21 protein-coding genes are annotated in these 23,744 nt (G+C 39.5%); 17 read left to right on the forward strand and 4 right to left on the reverse strand.

Annotated features, from left to right (window positions below; genetic code table 11):
* Nucleotide 1: 1 nt before the first annotated feature.
* The 4 genes from purM to purD all read left to right on the forward strand — a co-directional run bounded on the left by purM (nt 2) and on the right by purD (nt 4,540).
* Nucleotides 2-1,042: a phosphoribosylformylglycinamidine cyclo-ligase gene (gene purM / locus ACFSFW_RS00070; RefSeq protein ID WP_388034316.1), complete on the forward strand. Its 1,041-nt coding sequence runs from the start codon at nt 2-4 to the stop codon at nt 1,040-1,042.
* On the forward strand, nt 1,039-1,635 hold the full coding sequence (purN, locus tag ACFSFW_RS00075; protein WP_388034318.1) for a phosphoribosylglycinamide formyltransferase: 597 nt from the start codon (nt 1,039-1,041) through the stop codon (nt 1,633-1,635). The genes purM and purN overlap by 4 nt, the downstream gene beginning before the upstream one ends.
* Nucleotides 1,632-3,170 (forward strand): bifunctional phosphoribosylaminoimidazolecarboxamide formyltransferase/IMP cyclohydrolase, encoded by a 1,539-nt coding sequence (purH, locus tag ACFSFW_RS00080; RefSeq protein WP_388034320.1) that lies wholly within the window; start codon nt 1,632-1,634, stop codon nt 3,168-3,170. Before purN ends, purH begins: the two co-directional genes overlap by 4 nt.
* Nucleotides 3,171-3,247: 77 nt before the next feature.
* Nucleotides 3,248-4,540 carry a phosphoribosylamine--glycine ligase gene (purD, locus tag ACFSFW_RS00085; RefSeq protein ID WP_388034322.1) on the forward strand — a complete coding sequence of 431 codons (1,293 nt, stop codon included), beginning with the start codon at nt 3,248-3,250 and terminating at the stop codon, nt 4,538-4,540.
* Between the two features lie 95 nt (nt 4,541-4,635).
* Here purD and ACFSFW_RS00090 read toward each other — a convergent pair whose 3' ends face one another.
* Nucleotides 4,636-4,893, reverse strand: coding sequence for a YgaP family membrane protein (locus ACFSFW_RS00090; RefSeq protein ID WP_099354960.1), 258 nt, complete (start codon nt 4,891-4,893; stop codon nt 4,636-4,638).
* Nucleotides 4,894-5,048: 155 nt separating this feature from the next.
* On the opposite strand from ACFSFW_RS00090, the gene ACFSFW_RS00095 reads away from it, so the two are divergent.
* The 8 genes from ACFSFW_RS00095 to pruA all read left to right on the forward strand — a co-directional run bounded on the left by ACFSFW_RS00095 (nt 5,049) and on the right by pruA (nt 16,388).
* The gene (locus ACFSFW_RS00095) at nt 5,049-6,791 is read left to right on the forward strand and encodes an adenine deaminase C-terminal domain-containing protein (protein WP_388034324.1); all 1,743 of its coding nucleotides are present in this window, start codon (nt 5,049-5,051) and stop codon (nt 6,789-6,791) included.
* A 54-nt stretch (nt 6,792-6,845) separates the two neighbouring features.
* Nucleotides 6,846-7,895, forward strand: a complete 1,050-nt coding sequence (locus tag ACFSFW_RS00100; RefSeq protein WP_304220308.1) for a DUF3048 domain-containing protein — start codon at nt 6,846-6,848, stop codon at nt 7,893-7,895.
* A gap of 28 nt (nt 7,896-7,923) precedes the next feature.
* Nucleotides 7,924-8,226, forward strand: a complete 303-nt coding sequence (locus ACFSFW_RS00105; RefSeq protein ID WP_099354963.1) for a YerC/YecD family TrpR-related protein — start codon at nt 7,924-7,926, stop codon at nt 8,224-8,226.
* A 184-nt stretch (nt 8,227-8,410) separates the two neighbouring features.
* Nucleotides 8,411-9,097 (forward strand): heptaprenylglyceryl phosphate synthase, encoded by a 687-nt coding sequence (gene pcrB, locus ACFSFW_RS00110; protein WP_304220309.1) that lies wholly within the window; start codon nt 8,411-8,413, stop codon nt 9,095-9,097.
* A 71-nt stretch (nt 9,098-9,168) separates the two neighbouring features.
* Complete coding sequence (gene pcrA / locus ACFSFW_RS00115) at nt 9,169-11,403, forward strand: DNA helicase PcrA (RefSeq protein WP_388034327.1); 2,235 nt, start codon at nt 9,169-9,171, stop codon at nt 11,401-11,403.
* Between the two features lie 18 nt (nt 11,404-11,421).
* Complete coding sequence (ligA, locus tag ACFSFW_RS00120; RefSeq protein WP_388034329.1) at nt 11,422-13,428, forward strand: NAD-dependent DNA ligase LigA; 2,007 nt, start codon at nt 11,422-11,424, stop codon at nt 13,426-13,428.
* 13 nt (nt 13,429-13,441) lie between these two features.
* Complete coding sequence (locus ACFSFW_RS00125) at nt 13,442-14,647, forward strand: CamS family sex pheromone protein (RefSeq protein WP_304220315.1); 1,206 nt, start codon at nt 13,442-13,444, stop codon at nt 14,645-14,647.
* 193 nt (nt 14,648-14,840) lie between these two features.
* The gene (gene pruA / locus ACFSFW_RS00130; RefSeq protein ID WP_388034331.1) at nt 14,841-16,388 is read left to right on the forward strand and encodes an L-glutamate gamma-semialdehyde dehydrogenase; all 1,548 of its coding nucleotides are present in this window, start codon (nt 14,841-14,843) and stop codon (nt 16,386-16,388) included.
* 48 nt (nt 16,389-16,436) lie between these two features.
* Here pruA and ACFSFW_RS00135 read toward each other — a convergent pair whose 3' ends face one another.
* A complete protein-coding gene (locus tag ACFSFW_RS00135) occupies nt 16,437-16,580 on the reverse strand; it encodes a hypothetical protein (RefSeq protein ID WP_388034333.1) in 144 nt (47 codons plus the stop codon).
* Nucleotides 16,581-16,772: 192 nt separating this feature from the next.
* Nucleotides 16,773-17,075: a heme biosynthesis protein HemY gene (locus ACFSFW_RS00140; RefSeq protein ID WP_099354969.1), complete on the reverse strand. Its 303-nt coding sequence runs from the start codon at nt 17,073-17,075 to the stop codon at nt 16,773-16,775.
* 464 nt (nt 17,076-17,539) lie between these two features.
* Here ACFSFW_RS00140 and putP point away from each other — a divergent pair, with 464 nt between their 5' ends.
* Entirely contained in the window at nt 17,540-19,054 is a 1,515-nt protein-coding gene (gene putP / locus ACFSFW_RS00145) for a sodium/proline symporter PutP (protein WP_388034336.1), read from the forward strand.
* A 143-nt stretch (nt 19,055-19,197) separates the two neighbouring features.
* On the opposite strand, the gene ACFSFW_RS00150 is transcribed toward putP, so the two are convergent.
* Nucleotides 19,198-19,515, reverse strand: coding sequence for a thioredoxin family protein (locus ACFSFW_RS00150; protein ID WP_099354972.1), 318 nt, complete (start codon nt 19,513-19,515; stop codon nt 19,198-19,200).
* Between the two features lie 205 nt (nt 19,516-19,720).
* Between ACFSFW_RS00150 and gatC the strand changes: the two genes are divergently transcribed.
* The 4 genes from gatC to ACFSFW_RS00170 all read left to right on the forward strand — a co-directional run bounded on the left by gatC (nt 19,721) and on the right by ACFSFW_RS00170 (nt 23,577).
* The gene (gene gatC, locus ACFSFW_RS00155) at nt 19,721-20,011 is read left to right on the forward strand and encodes an Asp-tRNA(Asn)/Glu-tRNA(Gln) amidotransferase subunit GatC (RefSeq protein ID WP_121449523.1); all 291 of its coding nucleotides are present in this window, start codon (nt 19,721-19,723) and stop codon (nt 20,009-20,011) included.
* A gap of 14 nt (nt 20,012-20,025) precedes the next feature.
* The gene (gene gatA, locus ACFSFW_RS00160) at nt 20,026-21,483 is read left to right on the forward strand and encodes an Asp-tRNA(Asn)/Glu-tRNA(Gln) amidotransferase subunit GatA (protein WP_388034339.1); all 1,458 of its coding nucleotides are present in this window, start codon (nt 20,026-20,028) and stop codon (nt 21,481-21,483) included.
* A 15-nt stretch (nt 21,484-21,498) separates the two neighbouring features.
* Nucleotides 21,499-22,929, forward strand: coding sequence for an Asp-tRNA(Asn)/Glu-tRNA(Gln) amidotransferase subunit GatB (gene gatB / locus ACFSFW_RS00165; protein WP_388034341.1), 1,431 nt, complete (start codon nt 21,499-21,501; stop codon nt 22,927-22,929).
* Between the two features lie 396 nt (nt 22,930-23,325).
* On the forward strand, nt 23,326-23,577 hold the full coding sequence (locus tag ACFSFW_RS00170; protein WP_304220331.1) for a DUF3949 domain-containing protein: 252 nt from the start codon (nt 23,326-23,328) through the stop codon (nt 23,575-23,577).
* The last annotated feature ends 167 nt before the right edge of the window (nt 23,578-23,744 follow it).

Below are 23,744 nucleotides of genomic sequence, written 5' to 3' on the forward strand. Positions count from 1 at the left end.
GATGGCAAATGCTTATAAGCAAGCTGGAGTAGACATTGAAGCAGGCTATGAGGCTGTTTCCAGAATGAAAAAGCATGTTGCAAAAACAGTTCGCCCAGAAGTGATGGGTGGACTTGGCAGTTTTGGTGGAATGTTTGACCTATCAAAGGTAAACGTAAAAGAGCCTGTTTTAGTTTCAGGTACAGACGGTGTTGGCACAAAGCTGATGTTGGCTTTTATGATGGATAAGCATGACACCATTGGGATCGACGCGGTTGCAATGTGTGTGAATGATATTGTGGTTCAGGGAGCTGAGCCTTTATACTTTTTAGATTATATTGCATGCGGGAAAGCACAACCTGAAAAAATCGAGCAAATTGTAAAAGGAATTGCTGATGGTTGTGAACAAGCCGGTTGTGCGTTAATTGGCGGTGAAACTGCTGAAATGCCAGGAATGTATAGTGAGGATGAATATGACCTTGCTGGTTTTTCAGTAGGTGTTGCAGAGAAGTCTAAGCTTGTAACCGGTGCTTCAATCAAGCCTGGTGATGTTCTAATCGGTCTTTCTTCAAGCGGAATACACAGTAATGGCTATTCACTCGTACGGAAGGTTCTCCTAGAGGATGGTGGATTAGACCTTCACAAAACTTATGGAAAAATCGAACGTACATTAGGTGAAGAACTTCTTCAACCGACTAAAATTTATGTGAAGTCTTTATTAAAAGCAATGGAGAAGTTTGAAGTAAAGGGAATGTCCCATATTACAGGTGGGGGCTTTATTGAAAATATTCCCCGTATGCTTCCAGAAGGTGTAGGGGCGGAAATTGATTACGGTTCATGGCCAATTCCACCAATCTTTGATTTGCTTCAAGAGACCGGAAACCTTAATCGTGAAGAAATGTTTAATATATTTAATATGGGAATCGGAATGGTGCTAGCCATTAATGAGGCTGACCTTCACGAACTTCTTCAATTACTTGAAGCGCAAGGGGAAAAAGCATATATCATCGGTCGTATTAAAGAAGGTAATGGTGTAACCTTTGGTGGGGGAGCACTTGTATGAAGAAAATAGCTGTCTTTGCATCAGGGAGTGGCACAAACTTTCAAGCCATTGCAGATTCGATAAAAGAAGGAAGACTTGCAGCGGAAATTGAAATACTCGTTTGTGATAAGCCAGGTGCAAAAGTAATTGAGCGTGCTTCAAAGGAATGGGTGGACACTTTTGTTTTTTCACCAAAAGACTATCCAGAAAAATCATTATTCGAAGCCGAAATTGTGGAAGTTTTACGTGAGAAAAATGTAGAATTAATTGTATTAGCTGGATACATGAGATTAATTGGCGATACGCTTTTAAAGGCGTATCGCAATAAAATTATCAATATCCATCCTTCTCTTTTACCTGCATTTCCAGGTAAGGATGCAATTGGTCAGGCATTTCAAGCGGGTGTGAAGACGACTGGTGTTACGATTCATTATGTCGATGAAGGAATGGATACAGGCCCAATCATTGCACAAAGGGAACTATCTATTGAACCAGGAGATACATTAGCAATCATTGAAGAAAAAGTTCATCAAATAGAGCATGAATTTTATCCACAGATCCTGCAATCACTTGTAACAGCAAAGAATTCTAGAGTAGGGAGCGATTCAAAGTGACAATCAAGCGCGCACTTGTCAGTGTTTCAGATAAACAGGGACTTGTTCCATTTGTAAAAGGTTTAATTGATAATGGGGTTGAAGTTATTTCAACAGGCGGTACAAAGCGTACTCTTGAAGAAGCAGGCCTCTCTGTCATTGGCATTTCAGAGGTAACCAACTTTCCAGAAATCATGGATGGTCGTGTAAAAACACTACATCCAAATATTCATGGTGGCCTTCTTGCAGTACGAGAAAATGATGAACATGTTAAACAACTCCAAGAGCATGACATTACACCTATCGATTTAGTTGTTGTCAACTTATATCCATTCCAACAAACAATTGCAAAACCAGATGTCCAGTTTGCGGATGCAATTGAAAATATCGATATTGGCGGACCTTCTATGCTTCGTTCTGCTGCAAAAAACCACAAATATGTAACAGTTGTTGTTGATCCACAGGATTACGATACTGTATTAGCGGAGATTGCTGAAAAAGGTGAAGTTGCAGCTGAAACAAAACTTCGTTTAGGAGCAAAAGTATTCCGACACACTGCTGCTTATGATGCAGTTATCGCTGAATTTTTAACAAATGCAGCGGGTGAGGAAAATCCAGAATCTTTAACCGTTACTTATGAAAAGAAACAAGACCTTCGTTATGGGGAAAACCCTCATCAAAAGGCCGCATTTTATAAAAAACCATTAGGAACGAACATTTCGATTGCGTCTGCAACACAATTACACGGAAAAGAATTATCCTACAATAATATCAACGATGCAGATGCTGCCCTTCAAATAGTTAAAGAATTCAAAGAGCCTGCAGCAGTTGCTGTTAAGCATATGAATCCTTGCGGAGTTGGAGTTGGCGCTACTTTAGAGGAAGCCTACCAAAAAGCATATGAAGCAGATTCAACGTCAATTTTTGGTGGAATTATCGCAGTGAACCGTGAAGTAGATGCACAAACTGCTCATAAATTGCGAGAAATCTTCCTTGAAATTATTATTGCACCATCATTCAGTGAGGAAGCATTTGAAATTCTTACTTCAAAGAAAAATCTCCGTTTGTTGACTATTGACTTTTCAGATGACGAGAAGGTTGAAAAGAAGCTTGTGTCCGTTCGTGGAGGATTACTTGTTCAAGATGAAGATGCATACGGATTGGAAGAGGCAACCATCACTGTTCCAACTAAGCGTGAACCAACTGAACAAGAATGGGCTGATTTAAAACTCGGTTGGAAAGTTGTAAAACATGTTAAATCGAACGCAATTGTGTTAGCAAAAGACGACATGACCATTGGAATTGGTGCCGGTCAAATGAACCGTGTAGGATCAGCTAATATCGCAATTAACCAAGCAGGTGAAAAGGCAAAAGGTTCAGCACTTGCATCAGATGCATTCTTCCCAATGGGTGACACAGTTGAAGCTGCGGCAAAAGCTGGCATCAAAGCCATCATCCAGCCTGGCGGATCCATTCGTGACGAAGAATCCATTCAAAAAGCCGATGAATACGGAATCGCAATGGTCTTTACCGGAGTACGTCATTTTAAACACTAAAAAGAAAAGCGCAAGGCGCCTGGAGCTAGCTAATATATATTTGTAGGTTAATAAATTTCGTCTGATGAGGTGAAAAAATGAAAGTACTAGTTATTGGCCGCGGTGGCCGTGAACATACACTTGCTTGGAAAGTCGGGCAAAGCCAAAAAGTAGAGACCGTCTATGTTGCACCAGGAAATCCAGGCATGCAGACGATTGCGACTTTAATAAACATTGATGAAAATGACTTTGACGGTTTAATTGAGTTTGCGAAAAAAGAACAAATCGACCTTACCCTTGTTGGACCTGAAGTTCCATTAATTAATGGTATCGTGAACCGATTCCAGGCTGAAGGCCTCGCAATATTTGGCCCAACAAAGGACGCTGCCCTACTTGAAGGGAGTAAATCCTTTGCGAAGGAAATCATGAAAAAGTACGATATCCCAACCGCAGAGTACGAGACATTTACTTCTTATGAAGAAGCGAAACAATATATCCTTGAAAAAGGCGCACCTATCGTTATCAAGGCGGATGGTCTAGCTGCAGGAAAAGGTGTAACAGTAGCTCTTAATTTGGATGACGCATTAACAAGTGTATACGACATGCTTGAAGCGAATAAATTTGGTGAAGCAAGTGCTCAAGTTGTAATTGAAGAGTTTCTTGAAGGGGAAGAATTCTCATTAATGGCTTTTGTCGATGGGAAAACGGCTTATCCGATGGTGATTTCACAGGACCATAAGCGTGCTTTTGACAATGATGAAGGTCCTAACACTGGAGGAATGGGGGCTTATTCTCCAGTTCCGCAAATTTCAGAAACATGCGTTCAAGAAGCAATAGAAACGATCATTAATCCAACAGTTAAAGCGATGGAAGCAGAGGGTAGAGACTTTACAGGTATCCTTTATGCGGGGCTTATCTTAACTGTTAATGGACCAAAAGTAATTGAATACAATGCTCGATTTGGAGATCCTGAAACTCAGGTTGTCCTTCCTCGTTTAGAAACTGACTTCATTGAAGTTATTGAAGGATTACTTAATCAAAAGGAGATTACCCTAGAGTGGTCAGATAAAGCAACTCTTGGAGTCGTTTTTGCCTCAAAGGGATATCCAGAAAGCTATGAAAAGGGAGCAGTCATTGAAGGGCTGAACAACCTCGATGAGAAGGTTACAGTTTTTCATGCCGGAACAGATATGGTGAACGACCAGTTTGTTACGAATGGTGGAAGGGTGTTAACCGTTGTAGCTAGTGGCGAAACACTTGAACAAGCACAGGATTTTGTCTACCAAGAAGCAGAAAAAATTCAGTGTACAAATTTATTTTACCGAAAAGATATTGGGAACAAGGCGATCTCTTATAACGCAAATAATAAGAATAACCCGCAATTCGTGTAATTATCGCGCATTTACGATATTTATTAACGCAATTCCTTAAAAATAACACGCAATTCGACTAGTAAAAAGGTAAGAGGATTATCCTCTTACCTTATTTATGATGGGTTTATAGGAGGAAGTTCCTTTAGTGGTGCTGATTCCTCTTGTTTTTTCTCGACATATTCTTGAAAGAGAGCTGTAAGTGGACAGAAACGAGTAATACCCTCAGCCACCTTCATTCCCCCAAGCATTGCCACGATAATGAAACTTTCGCGCCACGGACGTTTTACCATTTTAGCGGTAGCCCAGGCAAGCATTGTAAATCCACATGTAATCCGGACTAAAGCATTGATCATCCCTATATTCGGTTTCATTTTTTTACCCCCGTTTAATTAACTTTCCTTCTCTCAAAAATTGTCAAAAAATTTTACAATTTTTTCTTAAAGTCTTTAATGCACTAAATCGATTAATATGTTACTATAGCATAAAGCGCTTCCATAGCTTAAGGCAGAGATTGGAGAGATGGTTAATGGTTGGGCAACGTTACCGTTGGAAAAATAAGCAACTACGAGAACATGTTGCTGTCATAGATGGAAAAAAATCACCAACAATTCTATTGAAAAATGTCACATATTTAAATCAAATGTTAAAAAAATGGATCAACGCACATATCTGGATTTACCAAGATCGCATTGTGTACGTGGGTCAACAGCTACCATCAAAACTTACCAACTGTGAAGTTGTAGAGTGTGATGGGAAATTTGTAGTGCCAGGTTACATTGAACCTCATGCACATTCTTTTCATTTATATAATCCCCACTCATTTGCTCAATATGCATCCCAAACAGGGACGACTACAATCATAAATGATAACTTAGTGCTCGCATTACAAACGAGTAAAAAGAAAGCGTTTTCTTTCTTGGAGGAAATGAAGAACCTTCCAGTCACAATGTACTGGTGGTGTAGGTTCGATCCTCAGACAGAAATTCATCATGAAGAACAAGCTTTTTCCAATGGAAATGTGCTAAGCTGGCTTGAGCACGATGCTGTTGTTCAAGGTGGTGAATTGACAGGTTGGCCGAAATTGCTTGATGGAGATGACCTCATGCTCCATTGGATTCAAGAAGCGAAACGGATTGGAAAAAAAGTCGAAGGACATTTTCCAGGTGCTTCTGAAAAGACATTAGCTAAAATGATGCTATTGGGTTCGGATTGCGATCATGAGTCGATGACTGGTACAGACGTATTGAATCGTCTTCTGCAAGGATACACAACTTCATTACGCAATTCATCGATTCGTCCGGACTTGCCAAAAATTTTGGACGAAATACATGAAATAGGGATTGATCAGTATGATAAGTTCATTTTTACAACAGATGGTTCTCCACCGGCGTTTTATGAACAGGGAATTATTGATAACATGATAAAAATCGCAATTGATAAAGGTGTACCGATAATCGATGCATACAATATGGCAACGATCAATGTAGCAAGGCACTATAGCATGGATAACCTCCATGGTATGATAGCTACGGGAAGAATTGCAAATCTAAATATTTTATCAGCAAAAGAAAATCCGACCCCTGAATCCGTCCTTGCTAAAGGGGTTTGGGTGAAACGTGAAAACAAAGATCAACATGCGTTTCCTGCATTTCCGTGGAAGAGTCAGGGCTTTACAAACCTAGCTACAAACTGGGAGTTAACGCTTGATGACTTACAGTTTTCAATGCCGTTTGGAATGAAGATGGAGAATGCGGTTATTATGAAGCCATATTCAATTTCTATTGATGCATCCTATGATGAACTTTCAATGGAACATGATGAGAGCTTCTTGATGTTAGTAGACCGGGATGGAAAATGGCGTGTCAACACAATGATCAAAGGTTTCGCCAATCGCATTTCAGGGTTTGCAAGTTCTTTTTCAAATACGGGTGATTTTGTATTAATTGGTAAAAATAAAAAGGATATGTTCCTTGCCTTTAACCGTATGAAGGAACTTGGTGGTGGAATAGTTTTAGTTGAAAACGGTAACATTTTACATGAAGTCCCATTAGATATTGGGGGCATCACTTCGTCTAAATCTGTTGTAGAACTAAGTACACTTGAAAAGGAATTAGTCCGTTTGGTGCGTGAACGTGGATATAATCACAGTGACCCGATTTATACTTTAAGCTTTTTATCGTCTACTCATTTGCCTTATATTCGCATTACACCACAGGGAATTTATGATGTCATGAATAAAATGGTACTCTTTCCGTCAATAATGCGTTAAAATATAAAAGGATTTCGATTTTGATTTTCTATTAAAAAGGTTGTGTGCTCAAATATGAAAAAGACTATATACATTCTAGGAATTCTTCTTTTACTCATTTCGGCAGCTTGTAGCAATAAGGAAGCAGTCAAGCAACAGGAAGAGCATGAACCGAAACAGGCCCAGCCTGAAACAAAGGATGAACCAGAGGAAGAGTTTGAACATGTATTTCCTTTAACAGGAATTGAAACAAACGAGGATGTAAATAGTCGTCCATTTGCAGTCATGGTCAACAATCATCCAAAAGCACGTCCGCAGTCAGGCCTACATATGGCTGATATTGTGTACGAAGTGTTAGCGGAGGGAGATGTAACTCGTTTCCTTGCTGTGTTCCAAAGTGAGAAACCAGAAATTATTGGACCAGTTCGTAGTGCTAGAGATTATTATATTGAGTTGAGCAAAGGCTTTGATGCACTATATGTAGCACATGGTTGGAGCCCAGAGGCTCAACAAATTCTTAACAGCGGCAAGATAGACAACATAAATGGAATGGTTTACGATGGCACTCTTTTTTGGCGTGCTGACCACAATGTTGCTCCACATAATTCATATATTTCATTTGAAAATATTGTAAAAGGGGCAGATAAACAAGGATATTCCATGGAAGATGAGGTTCCAAGTTTTTCATTTTTATCTGAAAATGAGATAGATGGCATTGCAGGAACAACAGCTGAACATGTTCGAGTGTCCTATTCATCAAGAGATATATTTTCAGCAGTGTACGATTATAATGCTGAAAAAAATAAGTATGAGCGTTATAGCGGAGGCGACCAAACAGTAGACCGTGAGACAAGTACACCGGTATTACTCGACAATGTATTAATCGTTGAAATGAATCATCGCTTTATCGATGATTATGGAAGACGTGCGATTGATGTGACAACCGGAGGAAAAGGCTTTTTGCTTCAAAAAGGAAAGGCACAGGAAATCGAGTGGAAAAATGTTGAGGGAAGAATCGTGCCAATTGCAAATGGGGAAGAAGTCGGTTTAGTCCCAGGGAAAACATGGATTAATATTATTCCAACATCACCTGGAATCGCTGGTGCCGTATCGTTTGGAAACTAGAAAAACTTTATAAAAAGGGAGAAATCACATGCAAATTGATAAATTACGTGGGAAAGAACTTGATCAATTATTTAATGCAATCCTATCACTGAACGATCTTGAGGAGTGCTATCGATTCTTCGATGATTTATGTACGGTAAATGAAATCCAGTCACTTGCGCAACGCCTTGAAGTCGCAAGAATGCTACAAGAAGGAAATACGTACCATAAAATCGAAACAGAAACAGGAGCTAGTACAGCAACTATTTCTCGTGTAAAGCGTTGCTTAAACTACGGAAACGATGCCTATCAAATGGCACTCGATCGTGTCAAAGAAACGGAAAAACAATAATTGTGTGGGAAAGTCGAAACCTTGAGTTTCGGCTTTTTTGTTATTCTGAAAAGTGCTAAAAACAGTAATTTATGATTAAAGACACCGTTATTAGAAATGAAATATTATGAAATCCACCTAAGTATTAATAGATGGATGTAGTTTTGATATAATGGAGAAATGGAAAGATGAATGGAGGATCTTCATGTACGATTTTAGAGAATGGAGACATGTTTTTAAGCTGGATCCGAATAAGGAAATCAGTGATGAACAGTTAGATGCAATTTGTGAATCTGGGACAGATGCAATTATTGTTGGTGGAAGTGATGGGGTGACATTGGACAATGTCCTTCACTTAATGTCTCGAATCCGACGTTATACCGTACCAGTCGTTTTAGAGATTTCAAATATTGAGTCAGTCTCACCTGGCTTTGATTTATATTTTATTCCAACTGTATTAAATAGTAGGGATACACGATGGATGATGGGTATGCATCATGAGGCGGTAAAGGAATTTGGAGATGTTATGAATTGGGAAGAAATGATTATGCAAGGCTATTGCATCCTTAATGAAGACTGTAAAGCGGCTAAGCTGACGAGTGCAAATGCTTCTTTGGATAAGGACGATGTTGTAGCCTATGCCACAATGGCAGAAAAAATGTTTTCCCTCCCTATTTTTTATATAGAATACAGTGGAGCCTACGGGGATAAGGAGATTGTTTCAGCTGTAGGAGACACACTAGAAACAACAAAACTGTTTTACGGTGGTGGAATCAAGACCGCTGAGCAGGCAAAGGAAATGGGACAGTTTGCCGATACTGTAGTCGTAGGAAATATTATATATGAAGATATGAATGCCGCTTTAAAAACAGTACAAGCTGTTAAGGGATAAGAATGGAAATCCAGACGAAAATCAGATAAAATAGAACGTATGTACGATACTGAAATAGGACGGTGAAGGAATTGCAATTTATCAGCAATAAATTGTTATCGGGATTAAACGAACAACAACAAGAAGCGGTTAAAGCAACAGATGGCCCACTCCTAATTATGGCAGGAGCGGGGAGTGGTAAGACTCGAGTTTTGACACACCGTATTGCTTATTTAATGGTGGAAAAACAAGTTGCACCATGGAATATCTTGGCGATCACCTTTACAAATAAGGCCGCTCGAGAAATGAAAGATCGTGTCCAAGCAATTCTAGGAGGAGCAGCTGAAGATATTTGGATTTCAACTTTCCACTCAATGTGTGTTCGAATTTTACGAAGAGACATCGACCGCATGGGCTTCAATCGAAACTTCTCCATTTTGGACACAACTGATCAGCTTTCGGTTATTAAAAATATTTTAAAAGAAAAAAATATTGATCCAAAGAAATTTGACCCACGTACGATTCTAGGAACAATTAGCAGCGCGAAAAATGAATTGCAGACACCTGAAGAATATGAAAAAACAGCGGGTGGCATGTATGAGCAGATTGTAAGTGACGTCTATAAGTTGTATCAAAAAAAACTGCGCAAAAACCAAGCGCTTGATTTTGATGATCTCATTATGACTACCATTCAACTTTTCCAACGAGTTCCGGAAGTGTTGGAATTCTATCAACGTAAATTTCAGTATATCCATGTGGATGAGTACCAGGATACAAACCGTGCCCAGTATATGCTGGTTAAGCTTCTGGCTTCACGTTTTAGGAATTTATGTGTTGTGGGTGATTCGGATCAGTCGATTTATCGTTGGCGTGGCGCGGATATCGCCAATATTCTTTCATTTGAAAAAGACTATAAAAATGCAAAAGTGATTTTGCTTGAACAAAACTATCGTTCAACAAAACGAATCTTGCAGGCAGCGAATGTAGTCATCCAAAACAACATGAACCGTAAACCGAAAAATCTATGGACGGAAAATGACGAAGGGAAAAAGCTGTTATACTACCGTGCTGATAGTGAATCTGGGGAAGCACAGTTTGTCGCTGGGAAAATACGTGAACTTGTAGATGGTGGACAACGGACCTATAAAGATATTGCGATTTTATACCGGACCAATGCCCAATCACGTGTGATGGAGGAAGTTTTACTTAAATCCAATATCAACTACCAAATTGTTGGCGGAATTAAGTTCTACGATAGGAAAGAAATTAAGGATATTTTGGCGTACTTGCGCACGATTGCGAATCCAGATGATGATATTAGCTTAACGAGAATCATCAATGTACCGAAACGTGGAATTGGTGCGACTTCTATTGATAAAATTGCAAACTATGCGACTGCACAAGATCTTTCCATGTTCCAAGCGTTGCAAGAAGTTGAACAGATTGGCTTGAGTGCAAAAATCACAAATTCGTTACGCGATTTTAGAGATTTAATCAATAATTGGGTTCAAATGCAGGACTATTTATCGGTCACTGAATTGGTTGAAAATGTTTTAGAGAAGACGGAATACGTTGAAATCTTAAAGGCTGAAAAAACACTTGAATCTCAGAGCCGAATCGAAAACATCGAAGAATTTTTATCTGTTACACAAAACTTTGAGAAAACAAATGATGACAAAAGTCTTGTAGCCTTTTTAACAGACTTAGCATTAGTGGCGGATATTGATAAACTAGAAGAAGATGAAAATGATAAAAATAATGCAGTTGTCCTGATGACACTTCACTCTGCAAAAGGACTTGAGTTCCCGGTCGTGTTTTTGATGGGAATGGAAGAAGGAGTCTTCCCACATAGTCGTTCTCTTATGGAAGAAGCGGAGATGGAAGAAGAACGCCGCCTTACTTATGTAGGGATTACGAGAGCGGAAGAAGAGTTGTATCTATCGAATGCACAAATGAGGACCTTGTATGGACGAACATCGATGAATCCAGTTTCACGTTTCATTGCTGAGATCCCAGAGGATCTTCTTGAAGATTTGGGTCAACAACGTAGACAGCAAATGCGTACTCCATTTTCTTCGTCATCCTCACCTTCACCTGCGAAACAGCCAGAAAGAAGGGTCTTCTCAAGACCAGTTGCACAATCCACTGGCGGAGATGAAATTGGTTGGAAGGTCGGCGACAAGGCTGAGCATAAAAAATGGGGAATTGGAACGGTTGTCAGTGTGAAGGGAGAAGGGGAATCGAAGGAATTGGATATTGCATTCCCAAGCCCGACTGGAATCAAACGATTGCTTGCAAAATTTGCACCAATCACGAAGGCAAATTAGGAAAGAGAGGTTTGGTGTATGGATAAAGTGGCAGCACAAGAAAGAGTTCAGGAGCTTCATGAACTTTTAAACCAGTACAATTATGAATATCATGTATTGGATAAACCTTCTGTACCAGATGCGGAGTATGACCGGTTAATGCGTGAGTTGATTCAGCTTGAGGAGGAATTTCCTGAGTTACAAACAGGAGATTCTCCTACAGTCCGCGTTGGTGGGCAGGTTCTCGAATCCTTTCACAAAGTAGAGCATCGAATCCCAATGTTAAGTCTCGGTAATGCATTTAATGAGCAGGATTTGCGAGACTTTGACCGCCGTGCACGCCAAGCGGTTGGTGATTCTATCTCCTATGTGTGCGAGTTGAAAATTGATGGTCTTGCCGTGTCTTTACGCTATGAACAAGGTCGTTTTGTTCAAGGCTCTACTCGCGGTGACGGAACGATTGGAGAAGACATCACGGTTAACCTAAAGACGATTCGTTCGATTCCTCTTCGTTTAAAGAATGCGATTGATATTGAGGTTCGGGGAGAGGCATTTATGCCGAGAAAATCATTCGAAAAACTAAATGCGGCTCGACTTGAAAATGAAGAAGAACCATTTGCAAATCCAAGGAATGCAGCTGCTGGTTCATTGCGACAACTTGACCCGAAAATTGCAGCAAGTCGCAATCTCGATATCTTCTTGTATGCTATTGCGGACTCAACGAATCTAGGTGTCGATTCACATAGCGAAGGCCTTGATATGCTTGATGAAGTAGGCTTTAAAACAAACCCAGAACGAAGAAGATGTGCGAGTGTAGAGGAAATTCTCGATTATATTGCGGAATGGACAGAAAAGCGTCCAGCTCTTGCGTATGATATTGATGGGATTGTCATAAAAGTTGATTCATTTGACCAGCAGGACGAGCTTGGATTTACTGCAAAAAGTCCGCGTTGGGCGATTGCCTATAAGTTTCCGGCAGAAGAGGTTACTACTAAGTTGATTGATATCGAGTTAAGTGTCGGTCGAACTGGAGTAATCACCCCTACGGCTATCCTTGAACCTGTTCGTGTAGCAGGCACAACTGTGCAGCGGGCATCTCTTCATAATGAAGATTTAATTCGTGAAAAGGACATCCGGATTGGGGACACTGTTGTCGTAAAAAAAGCAGGAGATATCATTCCAGAGGTTGTGAATGTCCTTGTTGAAAAACGAACTGGTGATGAACCAGAGTTCTACATGCCGACACATTGTCCGGAATGTGAGAGTGATTTGGTCCGTTTAGATGGAGAAGTTGCTTTACGTTGTATTAACCCGAAATGCCCAGCCCAGATAAGGGAAGGGTTGATCCATTTCGTTTCTAGAAATGCGATGAATATAGATGGCCTTGGCGAAAAGGTTATTTCACAATTATTTGATGAAAAACTGATTTCCGATGTTGCAGACCTATACACATTAACAAAGGTACAGTTGATTAATCTTGAACGCATGGGTGAGAAATCCGCAGATAATCTCCTTGCCGCAATTGAAAATTCAAAATCAAACTCCTTAGAAAAGCTACTATTTGGTTTAGGAATTCGACATGTTGGAGCGAAGGCTGCAAAGACTTTGGCCCAACATTTTGAAACGATGGAGAAGCTACAGGTTGCTACAAGGGAAGAACTTACGGCTGTCAATGAAATAGGCGAAAAAATGGCTGATGCGGTTGTCACTTATTTTGAGCTCTCAGAGGTTCATGAACTTCTAAATGAACTACGTGAGTATGGAATAAATATGGAATATAAAGGTCCTAAGCTTGTATCTGTAGAAGAGAGTGATTCCTATTTTGCTGGAAAGACCATCGTTCTTACAGGTAAGCTTGAGCAATTGTCAAGAAATGAAGCAAAAGCTGAGATTGAGGCACTTGGAGGAAAGGTTACAGGAAGTGTAAGTAAAAGCACTGATCTTCTGATTGCAGGTGAAGCAGCGGGCTCGAAGCTTACAAAAGCACAGGATTTAAAAATTGAGGTTTGGGATGAGGAAAGACTGGTACAAGAACTAAGGAAGTAAGAGGTGTTCGAACTTGAGAAACCTATATCTTCTAGGCTTAGCGATTTTGCTTCTTTTATCTGGGTGTGCCCCTAAATTTGAACAAGAGACAGAAGTCGTTCAGGATTCAGATAAGAAAGCGGAGAAAGCGATTATTCCTAGATATAATATTTCAGATTCCTATTATAAAGCGGTCCTCCCTTATAAGACAGGAAAAGCGCGGGGGATCGTTGCGTCATATATTAACAACCGAATGGATATCGATGAATTTGAAACGGGATTAATGCGAATCGCGCAGGATTCATTTCCATCGGACAAATATTTTTTCCAGGAAGGCCAGCATCTAGAAAAAGAGACGGTTCAAGACTGGTTAAAGCGGAAAAGGTCACCTGCCCAGCAGCAAGCATATGAAAAGGCATTAGAGAAAAAGAATCTACCAAACGAAGGACTAAATCCGATTTTTGATACATCAAATGAGGACCCAGGCTATGAGGCAGCTATGAAGAAGAGTCCTACGTATGTTGCTGCAATTACGGAACAGAACTATTTAATCAAAAATAATGAAGACAAATTAGAAATTGGAGGAATTGTCATTGGGATAGGCATGAACTCCCATCACTATTACAATCTTCCAGATAAAATGGGCGGCTATCCAAGGGACGTTGAGATTTCAGATGCTGAAATCGAAAGAGAAGGCAAAAAAGCAGCAGAGGAAATCATTAATCGAATTCGAACCGAAAAAGAGTATGCAAGTATACGTGATATTCCAATTGTCGTTGCTTTGTTTAAACAGCAAGCAGTAAGTGCAGTTGCCCCAGGGAATTTTATCATGAAGGCAAAAGTGGATGCTAACTCATCCAATATCGGAAAATGGGAAACAATTAATGAAAAGTATTACTTCTTTCCATCAAACGAGGCAAAAAATAATTATCGTGAGGATTCGTTAATGGTACAAAATTTTTCTGACGCTATTGCGGATTTCTTCCCTAATTTTACAGCAGTCGTCGGAAAAGGCTTTTATAAGGACGATGAGCTACAGGAGTTAACTCTTACAATTCCGATGCAGTTCTATGGAAAAGCAGAGGTTATTGGTTTTACACAATACGTGACCGGTCTAATAATGGAGCATTTTGATAACTATATTTCGCTTCAGGTATATATCGAATCTGAAAGTGGAGCTGAGAGTGTTATCATACGGGATGCAGGCGAAAACGAACCAACTGTACACGTCTATAATTAACTTTGTAAACAAGATCTAACCATCAATGGTAGGTCTTGTTTTTTTTATTGTTTATCACGTTATCGCTACAATTATTGTCGAATTTTATAAAAGATAGAATATTGTGATATAAGTCTTTCGGGTTCACGAAAGCGCTTTAATTTAGTAGAATGGAATTGTTATCTTTTAAGATTACAAAGGGAGGCGAAGTAGAATGGTAGTACCTTACAAACATGAACCATTTACGGATTTTTCAATTGAGGAAAATAAGAAAGCGTTTGAGGCCGGTCTGAAGACTGTAGAATCATATTTAGGCAATGATTACGACCTGATCATAGGTGGTGAACGCATCTCAACCGAAGACAAAATCGTCTCTGTAAACCCTGCTAACAAAGAGGAAGTAGTTGGCCGTGTATCAAAAGCAAACCGAGAGCTAGCTGAAAAGGCTATGCAAGTTGCGGACAAAACATTCCAAACGTGGAGAAAATCAAGCCCTGAAATGCGTGCTGATATTCTTTTTAGAGCAGCAGCGATCGTTCGTCGTCGCAAGCATGAGTTTTCTGCTATTCTTGTAAAAGAAGCGGGTAAACCTTGGAATGAAGCAGATGCAGATACAGCAGAAGCTATCGACTTTATGGAGTACTACGGACGTCAAATGTTAAAAGTAAAGAATGGAATTCCGGTAGAAAGCCGCCCAATTGAACATAATCGTTTTACTTATATCCCATTAGGTGTTGGGGTTATCATTTCTCCTTGGAACTTCGCTTTTGCGATTATGGCCGGTATGACAACGGCTGCATTGGTTTCAGGTAATACTGTGTTACTAAAACCAGCTAGTACAACTCCAGTAATTGCTGCGAAATTCATGGAAGTTCTTGAAGAAGCAGGATTACCTGCAGGAGTTGTTAATTATATTCCTGGAAGCGGCTCAGAAGTGGGTGACTACCTTGTAGATCACGCAAAAACTCGCTTCATCAGCTTTACTGGATCACGTGATGTCGGTTTACGTATTTATGAGCGTGCTTCCAAATTGAATGATGGCCAAATCTGGTTAAAACGTGTTATCGCTGAGATGGGTGGTAAAGATACAATCGTCGTTGATAAAGAAGCTGATCTAGAATTAGCAGCTAAATCAATCGTTGCATCAGCATTCGGATTCTCTGGTCAAAAATGTTCAGCGTGTTCGCGTGCAGTTATTGTGGAAGATGTATATGATGAGGTTCTAAGTCGTGCTGTTGAATTAACAAAAGAACTAACAGTGGGTGACCCTACTCAACAATCAACATATATGGGTCCAGTTAATGACCAAGGTGCTTATGACAAGATTATGAGCTATGTTGAGATCGGGAAGAAGGAAGGGAAACTTCTTCATGGTGGAGAAGGTGATGATTCCAAAGGTTGGTTCATCCAACCAACAATCTTCGCTGATGTGGATGAAGAGGCACGCATCATGAAAGAGGAGATATTTGGTCCTGTCGTGGCATTCAGTAAGGCACGTGATTTTAACCATGCAATTGACATCGCAAATAATACAGAGTATGGATTAACTGGTGCAGTTATTTCAAACAACCGTGCAAATATTGAAAAAGCAAAGGAAGACTTCCACGTGGGTAATCTCTATTTTAACCGTGGATGTACAGGAGCAATTGTAGGCTATCAACCGTTTGGTGGCTTCAATATGTCTGGAACAGACTCAAAAGCAGGTGGCCCGGACTACCTCATTCTTCACATGCAAGCTAAGACAATATCTGAAATGCTATAAAAATAAACGCCCTTTCATCAAATGAGAGGGCGTTTTGTTTATGGATTCTTATTCTGTTTCCTCTTCTGCTCCATCCTCTGTTTCTGTTTCTTTGGTATCTGGCTGTTGATCAGTATCTTCACTGCTACATGCTGTCATTAAGAAAATGGCGAGTAAAGAAGCTCCAATTTTAAACAATAAATTCTTTTTCATTGTTACTATACCTCCAGATATTTGTGGATTGATTGGTTGTCTAAGCATCCAATCTAGTAACAATATACAACAGATAATTCGCTTAAAGACTTGATTTACAGTAAACAAACAGTTTCTTTACACTAGCTAGAAAAAGTAATGAAGTTGAAAAGAAGGCATATAAAAAGGCGTGGAGATTTCTCCACGCTTTTATTAATGGTGATGATGTCCCTTTTTCGGGTTTGTTATTACAAATTGCTCTTCTGGAACGTAGAAGAATTGAATCCATACACCATCTAAATATTCTGCATCTCTCGTATCAAGAAGGACTTCAATATCTTTATCCGTTTTAACAATTTCGTCATGTTCAGTTGGGTTATCAAATTGAAGAGCGTAATGGGCGTGGTCACCGTGCATTTCTGTGATCACAACGCGAAGCATTTTGCCTTCTGATTCATCACTTTCGAGCATTTTCTTCATTGTTTTTGCAGCATTACGATTAATTTTTACATTCATGTCGATTCTCCTGTTTTTTATTAAAATTTTATACTACTTATTTTCTCAGTATTTCTGAAAAATGACAAATATATAGCCTTTTTCTGAAAAAAGTTCAATTTAATTTTATTAGTTTCGATGAATAGATATTAGATTATTAGATTTATATTGCAAATTTACACCTAATTTATGAATAAATATACATTAGGTAATTATTTTTATAATCTTCACTCTGTTCTGTAAATTATCATATGTTAAGATTTACAAGTGTTTATCTAGACCTGCAGCTATTATCGAAAAATTGGAATTATCATGAAATTGTATATAACTGCATAGGGATAGGAATAACGAAAACTTTGAGGGGGTGAAGGTGTGGAATATAGTTTAACAGGTACCACATATTTTTGGCTGTTCGTGCCATTGCTTTCGTTAATTGTACTATCAGCTATCACATTATTTACTGACAAAGGAGAGGATGTCTAAACATGGAGATTAACGTTCAAACGTTAACAGCAATTATTATCTATCTTGTAGGAATGCTGGTCATCGGTATCCTTGCTGCAAGAATGACAAAAAATTTAACTGACTATGTACTGGGTGGAAGAAGACTAGGTGCAGGGGTCGCTGCCCTTAGTGCTGGATCGTCTGATATGAGTAGTTGGCTCATGCTTGGATTACCTGGTGCAATGTATGCGGGTGGAATGGGTGAAATATGGATTGCAGTTGGTTTAGCAATTGGTGCTTATCTGAACTGGCAATTTATTGCAAAGCCTTTCCGTGTGTATACAGAGGTTTCGAAAAATTCAATAACGGTTCCTGACTATTTAGAAAATCGATTCCGTGATGAATCAAAGCTTCTACGTGTTATTTCCGCGGTTGTAATCTTAGTATTTTTTACCTTCTATACTTCTGCTAGTCTTGTAGGTGGGGCCATTCTTTTAGAAAGCTCATTTAAAATGGACTATGAACTCGCCCTTTGGGTTGGAGCTGCCGTTATACTTTCCTATACTTTCTTTGGTGGTTTCCTAGCAGCAAGCTGGACAGACTTTGTCCAAGGGATCCTAATGTTCCTAGCATTAATCATTATTCCGATCGTCGTGATTTATGAGATTGGTGGATGGGGAGAAACAGTCAATCAAATCGGTGCAATTGACCCATCTTATCTAGATGTCATGTCTGGTGCTACAACACTTGGAATTATTTCTTTATTGGCGTGGGGACTAGGTTATTTTGGTCAGCCACATATCATCGTTCGTTTTATGGGAATTAAATCAACAAAAGAAATTCCAAAAGCACGTTTTATCGGAATGACTTGGATGGTATTGTCACTAATTGGAGCCATCTTTATCGGATTTACGGGTATTGCCTATTTCGCTGACGCACCTTTAGCTAACTCGGAAACAGTATTTATCGCATTTTCACAAGTATTATTTAACCCATGGGTTGCAGGATTCTTACTAGCCGCGATTTTAGCAGCTATTATGAGTACGGTAGATTCTCAGCTACTTGTTTCTTCAAGTGCATTGACTCAAGATTTCTATAAGGCTATCTTTAAAAAGAATGCGAGCCAGAAAGAAGAAATGTGGGTTGGTAGAATTGCGGTTCTTGTCATTGCAGTAATTGCTATTTTCCTAGGGTATGACCGTGATAGTAAGGTATTAGACCTTGTAGGTTATGCATGGGCAGGATTTGGAGCTGCATTTGGTCCTGTTATCATTCTCTCCCTGTTCTGGAAACGGATGAATCGTTGGGGAGCGCTAGCCGGAATGATCGTAGGAGCAGTTACAGTTGTTGTCTGGAGTATTCTTTCTACACCTAAATTGAATGAAGCTGGAGAGGTTATAAGAGAAGCTGTCATTCCATTTAGTTTGTATGAAATTGTTCCAGGTTTCCTACTTGCCACAATTGTGATTATCGTTGTTAGCTTAGTTACCAAAGCACCATCTCAAGAAATCCAGGATGAATTTAACACGGTAAAAGAGAAATTGAAAAAAGCATAATGTTTAAGCGGAAATCCCTCATTAAATATGAGGGGTTTTTTAGATTACCAGTTTCGTAGGTAGGATTATAGAATGCAATCTAAATTGAACAAAGAATGCCGTTAGTTGCTTGTATAAACAATTAACGGCATTTCTTTGGGATATTAGATTCCTAACCCTTCAAGGTATTCATTGACTTGGTCAGGTGTTTTTGCGTTCGCACTGTGTAAGTGACCCAGTTTTTCTCCGCCTTTATAATATAGAAGACTTGGGATTCCCATTACATTATACTTTTCAGCGATCTCTGGGAACTCGTCCTTGTCCATGCTGTACCAAGGAACACTATTGTGAGTTTCAAGAATCTCACCAATGAACGCCTCAAGTCGTCGGCAATCAGGGCACCAAGTTGTATCAAATTTAACGATTGCACCTTCAGATTGAATAATCTCATTAAACTGTTCAACAGAAGTAATCCTTTCCATTCCAATCACTCCACATCCTGTATTTTATCAATCCTACTATATCAAATTCCCCATCTAAAAGAGAAATAATCTGACCAACTAGATGTTTTGCGTTGGTTCTTGTCGAAATCGGGAAGAATGAGAGAGGAATTGTTGCCGAAACGGAGTAATTTTTGATATTATCAGTATATTACCTAAGGGTATGGACGGTGGAGGTGAAGGGAAAATGTCGAGGATTTCGATTGAAGAAGTTAAACATGTTGCTAACTTAGCGCGTTTAGCTGTGACTGAGGACGAAGCGAAGATGTTCCAACAACAGTTAGATGCGATTATTTCATTTGCTGAACAATTAAATGAACTAGATACAGAAAATGTGGAGCCAACTTCACATGTTCTTTCCGTGAAAAACGTAATGCGTGAAGATGTTGCAAAAGAAGGATTACCAGTTGAAGAAGTATTGAAAAACGCACCAGATGCGAAAGATGGTCAGTTCCGTGTACCATCTATCATTGAATAAAGGGGGGAGACAAATTGTCACTTTTTGATCACAAAATTTCAGAATTACATTCACTTTTACATAAAAAAGAAATTTCAGTATCAGATCTTGTAGATGAATCATTCAAGCGAATCAACGCGGTTGATGATAAGGTACAAGCTTTTTTAACATTGAATGAAGATAATGCAAAAGAATACGCGAAACAATTAGATGAAGCACTTGGTAGCAGTGATGAATTAGGTCTATTATTCGGGATGCCAATCGGTGTCAAAGATAATATTGTAACCAAAGGTGTTCGTACAACGGCAGCAAGTAAAATACTAGAAAACTTTGATCCAATTTATGATGCAACGGTCGTCCAAAAGCTCCAGAATGCTCAAACAGTTACGATTGGTAAGTTAAACATGGATGAATTTGCAATGGGTTCTTCAAATGAAAACTCAAGCTTTAAAGTAACGAAAAATCCATGGGATCTAGAACGTGTTCCAGGAGGATCAAGTGGTGGTTCTGCAGCAGCAGTTGCGGCTGGAGAAGTCTTATTCTCACTTGGTTCCGATACCGGTGGTTCCATTCGTCAACCAGCAGCTTTTTGTGGAGTGGTTGGATTAAAGCCTACGTACGGAAGAGTTTCACGTTTTGGTTTAATCGCTTTTGCATCGTCATTAGACCAAATCGGACCAGTTACTCGCACAGTTGAGGACAATGCTTACCTATTACAGGCCATTTCTGGTGTTGATCCAATGGATGCAACTTCCGCGAATGTCGACGTACCAAACTACTTATCAGCTTTAACAGGTGATGTTAAAGGCTTGAAAATTGCTGTGCCTAAGGAATACCTAAGTGAAGGTGTAAATGAGGAAGTTCGTCAATCTGTTCTTGACTCGCTTAAGGTTCTTGAAGGACTTGGTGCGACATGGGAAGAGGTTTCACTGCCACATTCAAAATATGCATTAGCAACTTATTACTTATTATCATCTTCAGAAGCATCAGCAAACCTTGCGCGCTTTGACGGTGTGCGTTATGGATACCGCACAGATAATGCAGAAAATCTTATTGAGATGTACAAGCAATCGAGAAGCGAGGGCTTTGGCGATGAAGTAAAACGTCGTATTATGCTTGGAACTTTTGCATTAAGCTCAGGCTACTACGATGCTTATTATAAAAAGGCGCAAAAAGTTCGGACATTAATCAAAAAAGACTTTGAAGATGTATTTGAAAAATATGATGTCATCATTGGGCCTACAACACCAACACCAGCATTCAAAATTGGTGAAAACATGGACGACCCACTTACAATGTATGCGAATGATATTCTCACCATCCCAGTGAACCTTGCGGGTGTGCCAGGAATATCAGTTCCATGCGGATTCTCAAATGGATTACCACTTGGTCTCCAAATTATTGGTAAGCATTTTGATGAAAGTACAATTTACCGTGTTGCAGATGCGTTTGAAAAGGCAACCGAACATCATAAACAAAAACCACAATTGTAAGGGGTGAAAACAGAGATGAAGTTTGAAACAGTTATCGGGTTGGAAGTTCACGTTGAACTTAAAACCGAATCAAAAATATTTTCAAGCGCACCGAATGAATTCGGTGCTGCACCAAATACACTAACAAGTGTCGTTGAATTAGGATACCCGGGCGTTCTTCCGGTTGTAAATAAAAAAGCTGTTGAGTGGGCTATGAAAGCTGCCATGGCTTTAAACTGTGAGATTAACCAGGAAACAAAGTTCGACCGTAAAAACTATTTTTATCCGGATAACCCAAAGGCCTACCAAATCTCTCAATTTGATAAGCCAATTGGTGAGAATGGCTGGATCGAAATCGAAGTAAACGGCGAAAAGAAAAAGATTGGGATTACTCGTCTTCACCTAGAAGAGGATGCGGGTAAACTTACTCACTCTGGTCGAGGTTATTCGTTGGTTGACTTGAACCGTCAAGGAACACCATTGATTGAAATCGTATCTGAGCCAGACATTCGTACACCTGAGGAAGCGTACGCCTACTTAGAAAAATTAAAATCAATTGTCCAATATACAGGTGTGTCTGACTGTAAAATGGAGGAAGGCTCACTTCGTTGTGATGCCAATATTTCGTTACGTCCAGTCGGTCAAGAAGAGTTCGGTACAAAAACGGAACTTAAGAACTTAAACTCATTTGCCTTCGTTAAAAATGGCCTTGAATATGAAGAGATTCGTCAGGCAGAAGTTTTATCTGCAGGTGGCGTAATTGAACAAGAAACACGTCGCTATGATGAATCTTCAAAATCAACTATTTTAATGCGTGTAAAAGAAGGTTCAGACGACTATCGTTATTTCCCAGAGCCAGACTTAGTCGAACTGTATATTGACGATGAGTGGATGGAAAGAGTTCGTGCAGAAATCCCTGAGCTTCCAGATGCTCGTAAAAAACGATATATTGAAGAACTCGGTCTGCCTGAATATGATGCATCTGTTCTAACTGTAACGAAGGAAACATCTGATTTCTTTGCAGAAACAGTAGCAAATGGCGCGGATGCAAAACAAGCCTCAAACTGGATCATGGGTGAAGTCTCGGGGTACCTAAATGCCGAGCAGAAGGAATTACATGAAATTGCCTTAACTCCAGCAGGACTTGCAGGTATGATCAAGCTAATCGAAAACGGAACAATTTCTTCTAAAATTGCTAAAACCGTCTTTAAAGAGCTTATTGAAAAAGGTGGAGACGCGGAAACAATCGTGAAGGAAAAAGGGCTTGTTCAAATCTCTGATGAGGGTGCCCTAACAAAGATTATCGTTGAAGTTATCAGTAACAACCCTCAATCCGTGGAAGATTTTAAACGTGGAAAAGGGAAAGCAATTGGTTTCCTAGTTGGCCAAGTTATGAAGCAAACAAAAGGACAAGCCAACCCACAAATGGTAAACAAAATTCTTGCTGAAGAAATGAATAAATTATAAAAGACGAAGGCCTACTTTACGAATAAAAAGTAGGTCTTTTTTTCGTTAGCCAAGCAAGGGTGAGTTTTACGGTACACGCTGGATAGAAATAGTTCGAGGCATGTACCGCAAGAGGGCTTTACCGGTACACGCTTGGGAAAAATAGCGCGTAGCATGTACCGCAAGAGAGGTTTATCGGTACACGCTTTGGCAGAAATAGTGCGTGGCATGTACCGCGAGAAAGGTTTACTGATACACGCTCGGCAAAAATAACACTTAGCATGTACCGCAATCGGAGTTATTGATACACCATTGGCCGAACATAAAAAAATATATATTTTGCAATACAAATGAAACTTTCTTAAGGACTTAATCGTAAACTAAATATAAGCGTTTTCACTCAAGGGGGGTGCGAAGATGGATGCAATATGGATGATACTTGGAGCGGTTGTAGTTCTCTATATTTTAATAATGATTCCGTTCCAATATCGAAATATAGCGGCAACGAAGGAAGAATTAAAGAAAACGAAAAAGACACATAATGAAACGTATGAAGACATGTCCTTCGAGGAGCAACAATTACAGTATAACCTCCAAGGGAATTTGTTAAATCTACCATCAACATTAATCGCAACATTAATCTATAAATTACGTCATCGAGATAAATAATTGTTTTTGAGACCTTCAAGTTTTGAAGGTCTTTTTTCATGATTAAAAATTTTTTATTATTTTTTTATAAAAACTGTAGGGTATAGTAGGGTTAAGTTCGTCTAATAGGGTAGAGAAGAGAGAAGGGGGGAGAGCACGATTCAGGATGAGATTCTAATTGAAAAGGC

Origin of the sequence: Ferdinandcohnia salidurans (genome assembly GCF_042680725.1) — a bacterium.
Classification (GTDB): Bacteria; Bacillota; Bacilli; order Bacillales; family Bacillaceae_L; genus Ferdinandcohnia; species Ferdinandcohnia salidurans.

Coding starts and splice junctions, on each gene's coding strand:
- ACFSFW_RS00170 (WP_304220331.1), top strand. CDS start 23,326: ATGGATGCAATATGGATGATACTTGGAGCGGTTGTAGTTCTCTATATT.
- ACFSFW_RS00100 (WP_304220308.1), top strand. CDS start 6,846: ATGAAAAAGACTATATACATTCTAGGAATTCTTCTTTTACTCATTTCG.
- ACFSFW_RS00140 (WP_099354969.1), bottom strand. CDS start 17,075: ATGAATGTAAAAATTAATCGTAATGCTGCAAAAACAATGAAGAAAATG.
- purM (WP_388034316.1), top strand. CDS start 2: ATGGCAAATGCTTATAAGCAAGCTGGAGTAGACATTGAAGCAGGCTAT.
- ACFSFW_RS00150 (WP_099354972.1), bottom strand. CDS start 19,515: ATGGAAAGGATTACTTCTGTTGAACAGTTTAATGAGATTATTCAATCT.
- ACFSFW_RS00095 (WP_388034324.1), top strand. CDS start 5,049: ATGGTTGGGCAACGTTACCGTTGGAAAAATAAGCAACTACGAGAACAT.
- ACFSFW_RS00105 (WP_099354963.1), top strand. CDS start 7,924: ATGCAAATTGATAAATTACGTGGGAAAGAACTTGATCAATTATTTAAT.
- gatC (WP_121449523.1), top strand. CDS start 19,721: ATGTCGAGGATTTCGATTGAAGAAGTTAAACATGTTGCTAACTTAGCG.
- ACFSFW_RS00135 (WP_388034333.1), bottom strand. CDS start 16,580: ATGAAAAAGAATTTATTGTTTAAAATTGGAGCTTCTTTACTCGCCATT.
- purN (WP_388034318.1), top strand. CDS start 1,039: ATGAAGAAAATAGCTGTCTTTGCATCAGGGAGTGGCACAAACTTTCAA.
- pcrB (WP_304220309.1), top strand. CDS start 8,411: ATGTACGATTTTAGAGAATGGAGACATGTTTTTAAGCTGGATCCGAAT.
- gatB (WP_388034341.1), top strand. CDS start 21,499: ATGAAGTTTGAAACAGTTATCGGGTTGGAAGTTCACGTTGAACTTAAA.
- pruA (WP_388034331.1), top strand. CDS start 14,841: ATGGTAGTACCTTACAAACATGAACCATTTACGGATTTTTCAATTGAG.
- ACFSFW_RS00090 (WP_099354960.1), bottom strand. CDS start 4,893: ATGAAACCGAATATAGGGATGATCAATGCTTTAGTCCGGATTACATGT.
- ligA (WP_388034329.1), top strand. CDS start 11,422: ATGGATAAAGTGGCAGCACAAGAAAGAGTTCAGGAGCTTCATGAACTT.
- purD (WP_388034322.1), top strand. CDS start 3,248: ATGAAAGTACTAGTTATTGGCCGCGGTGGCCGTGAACATACACTTGCT.
- putP (WP_388034336.1), top strand. CDS start 17,540: ATGGAGATTAACGTTCAAACGTTAACAGCAATTATTATCTATCTTGTA.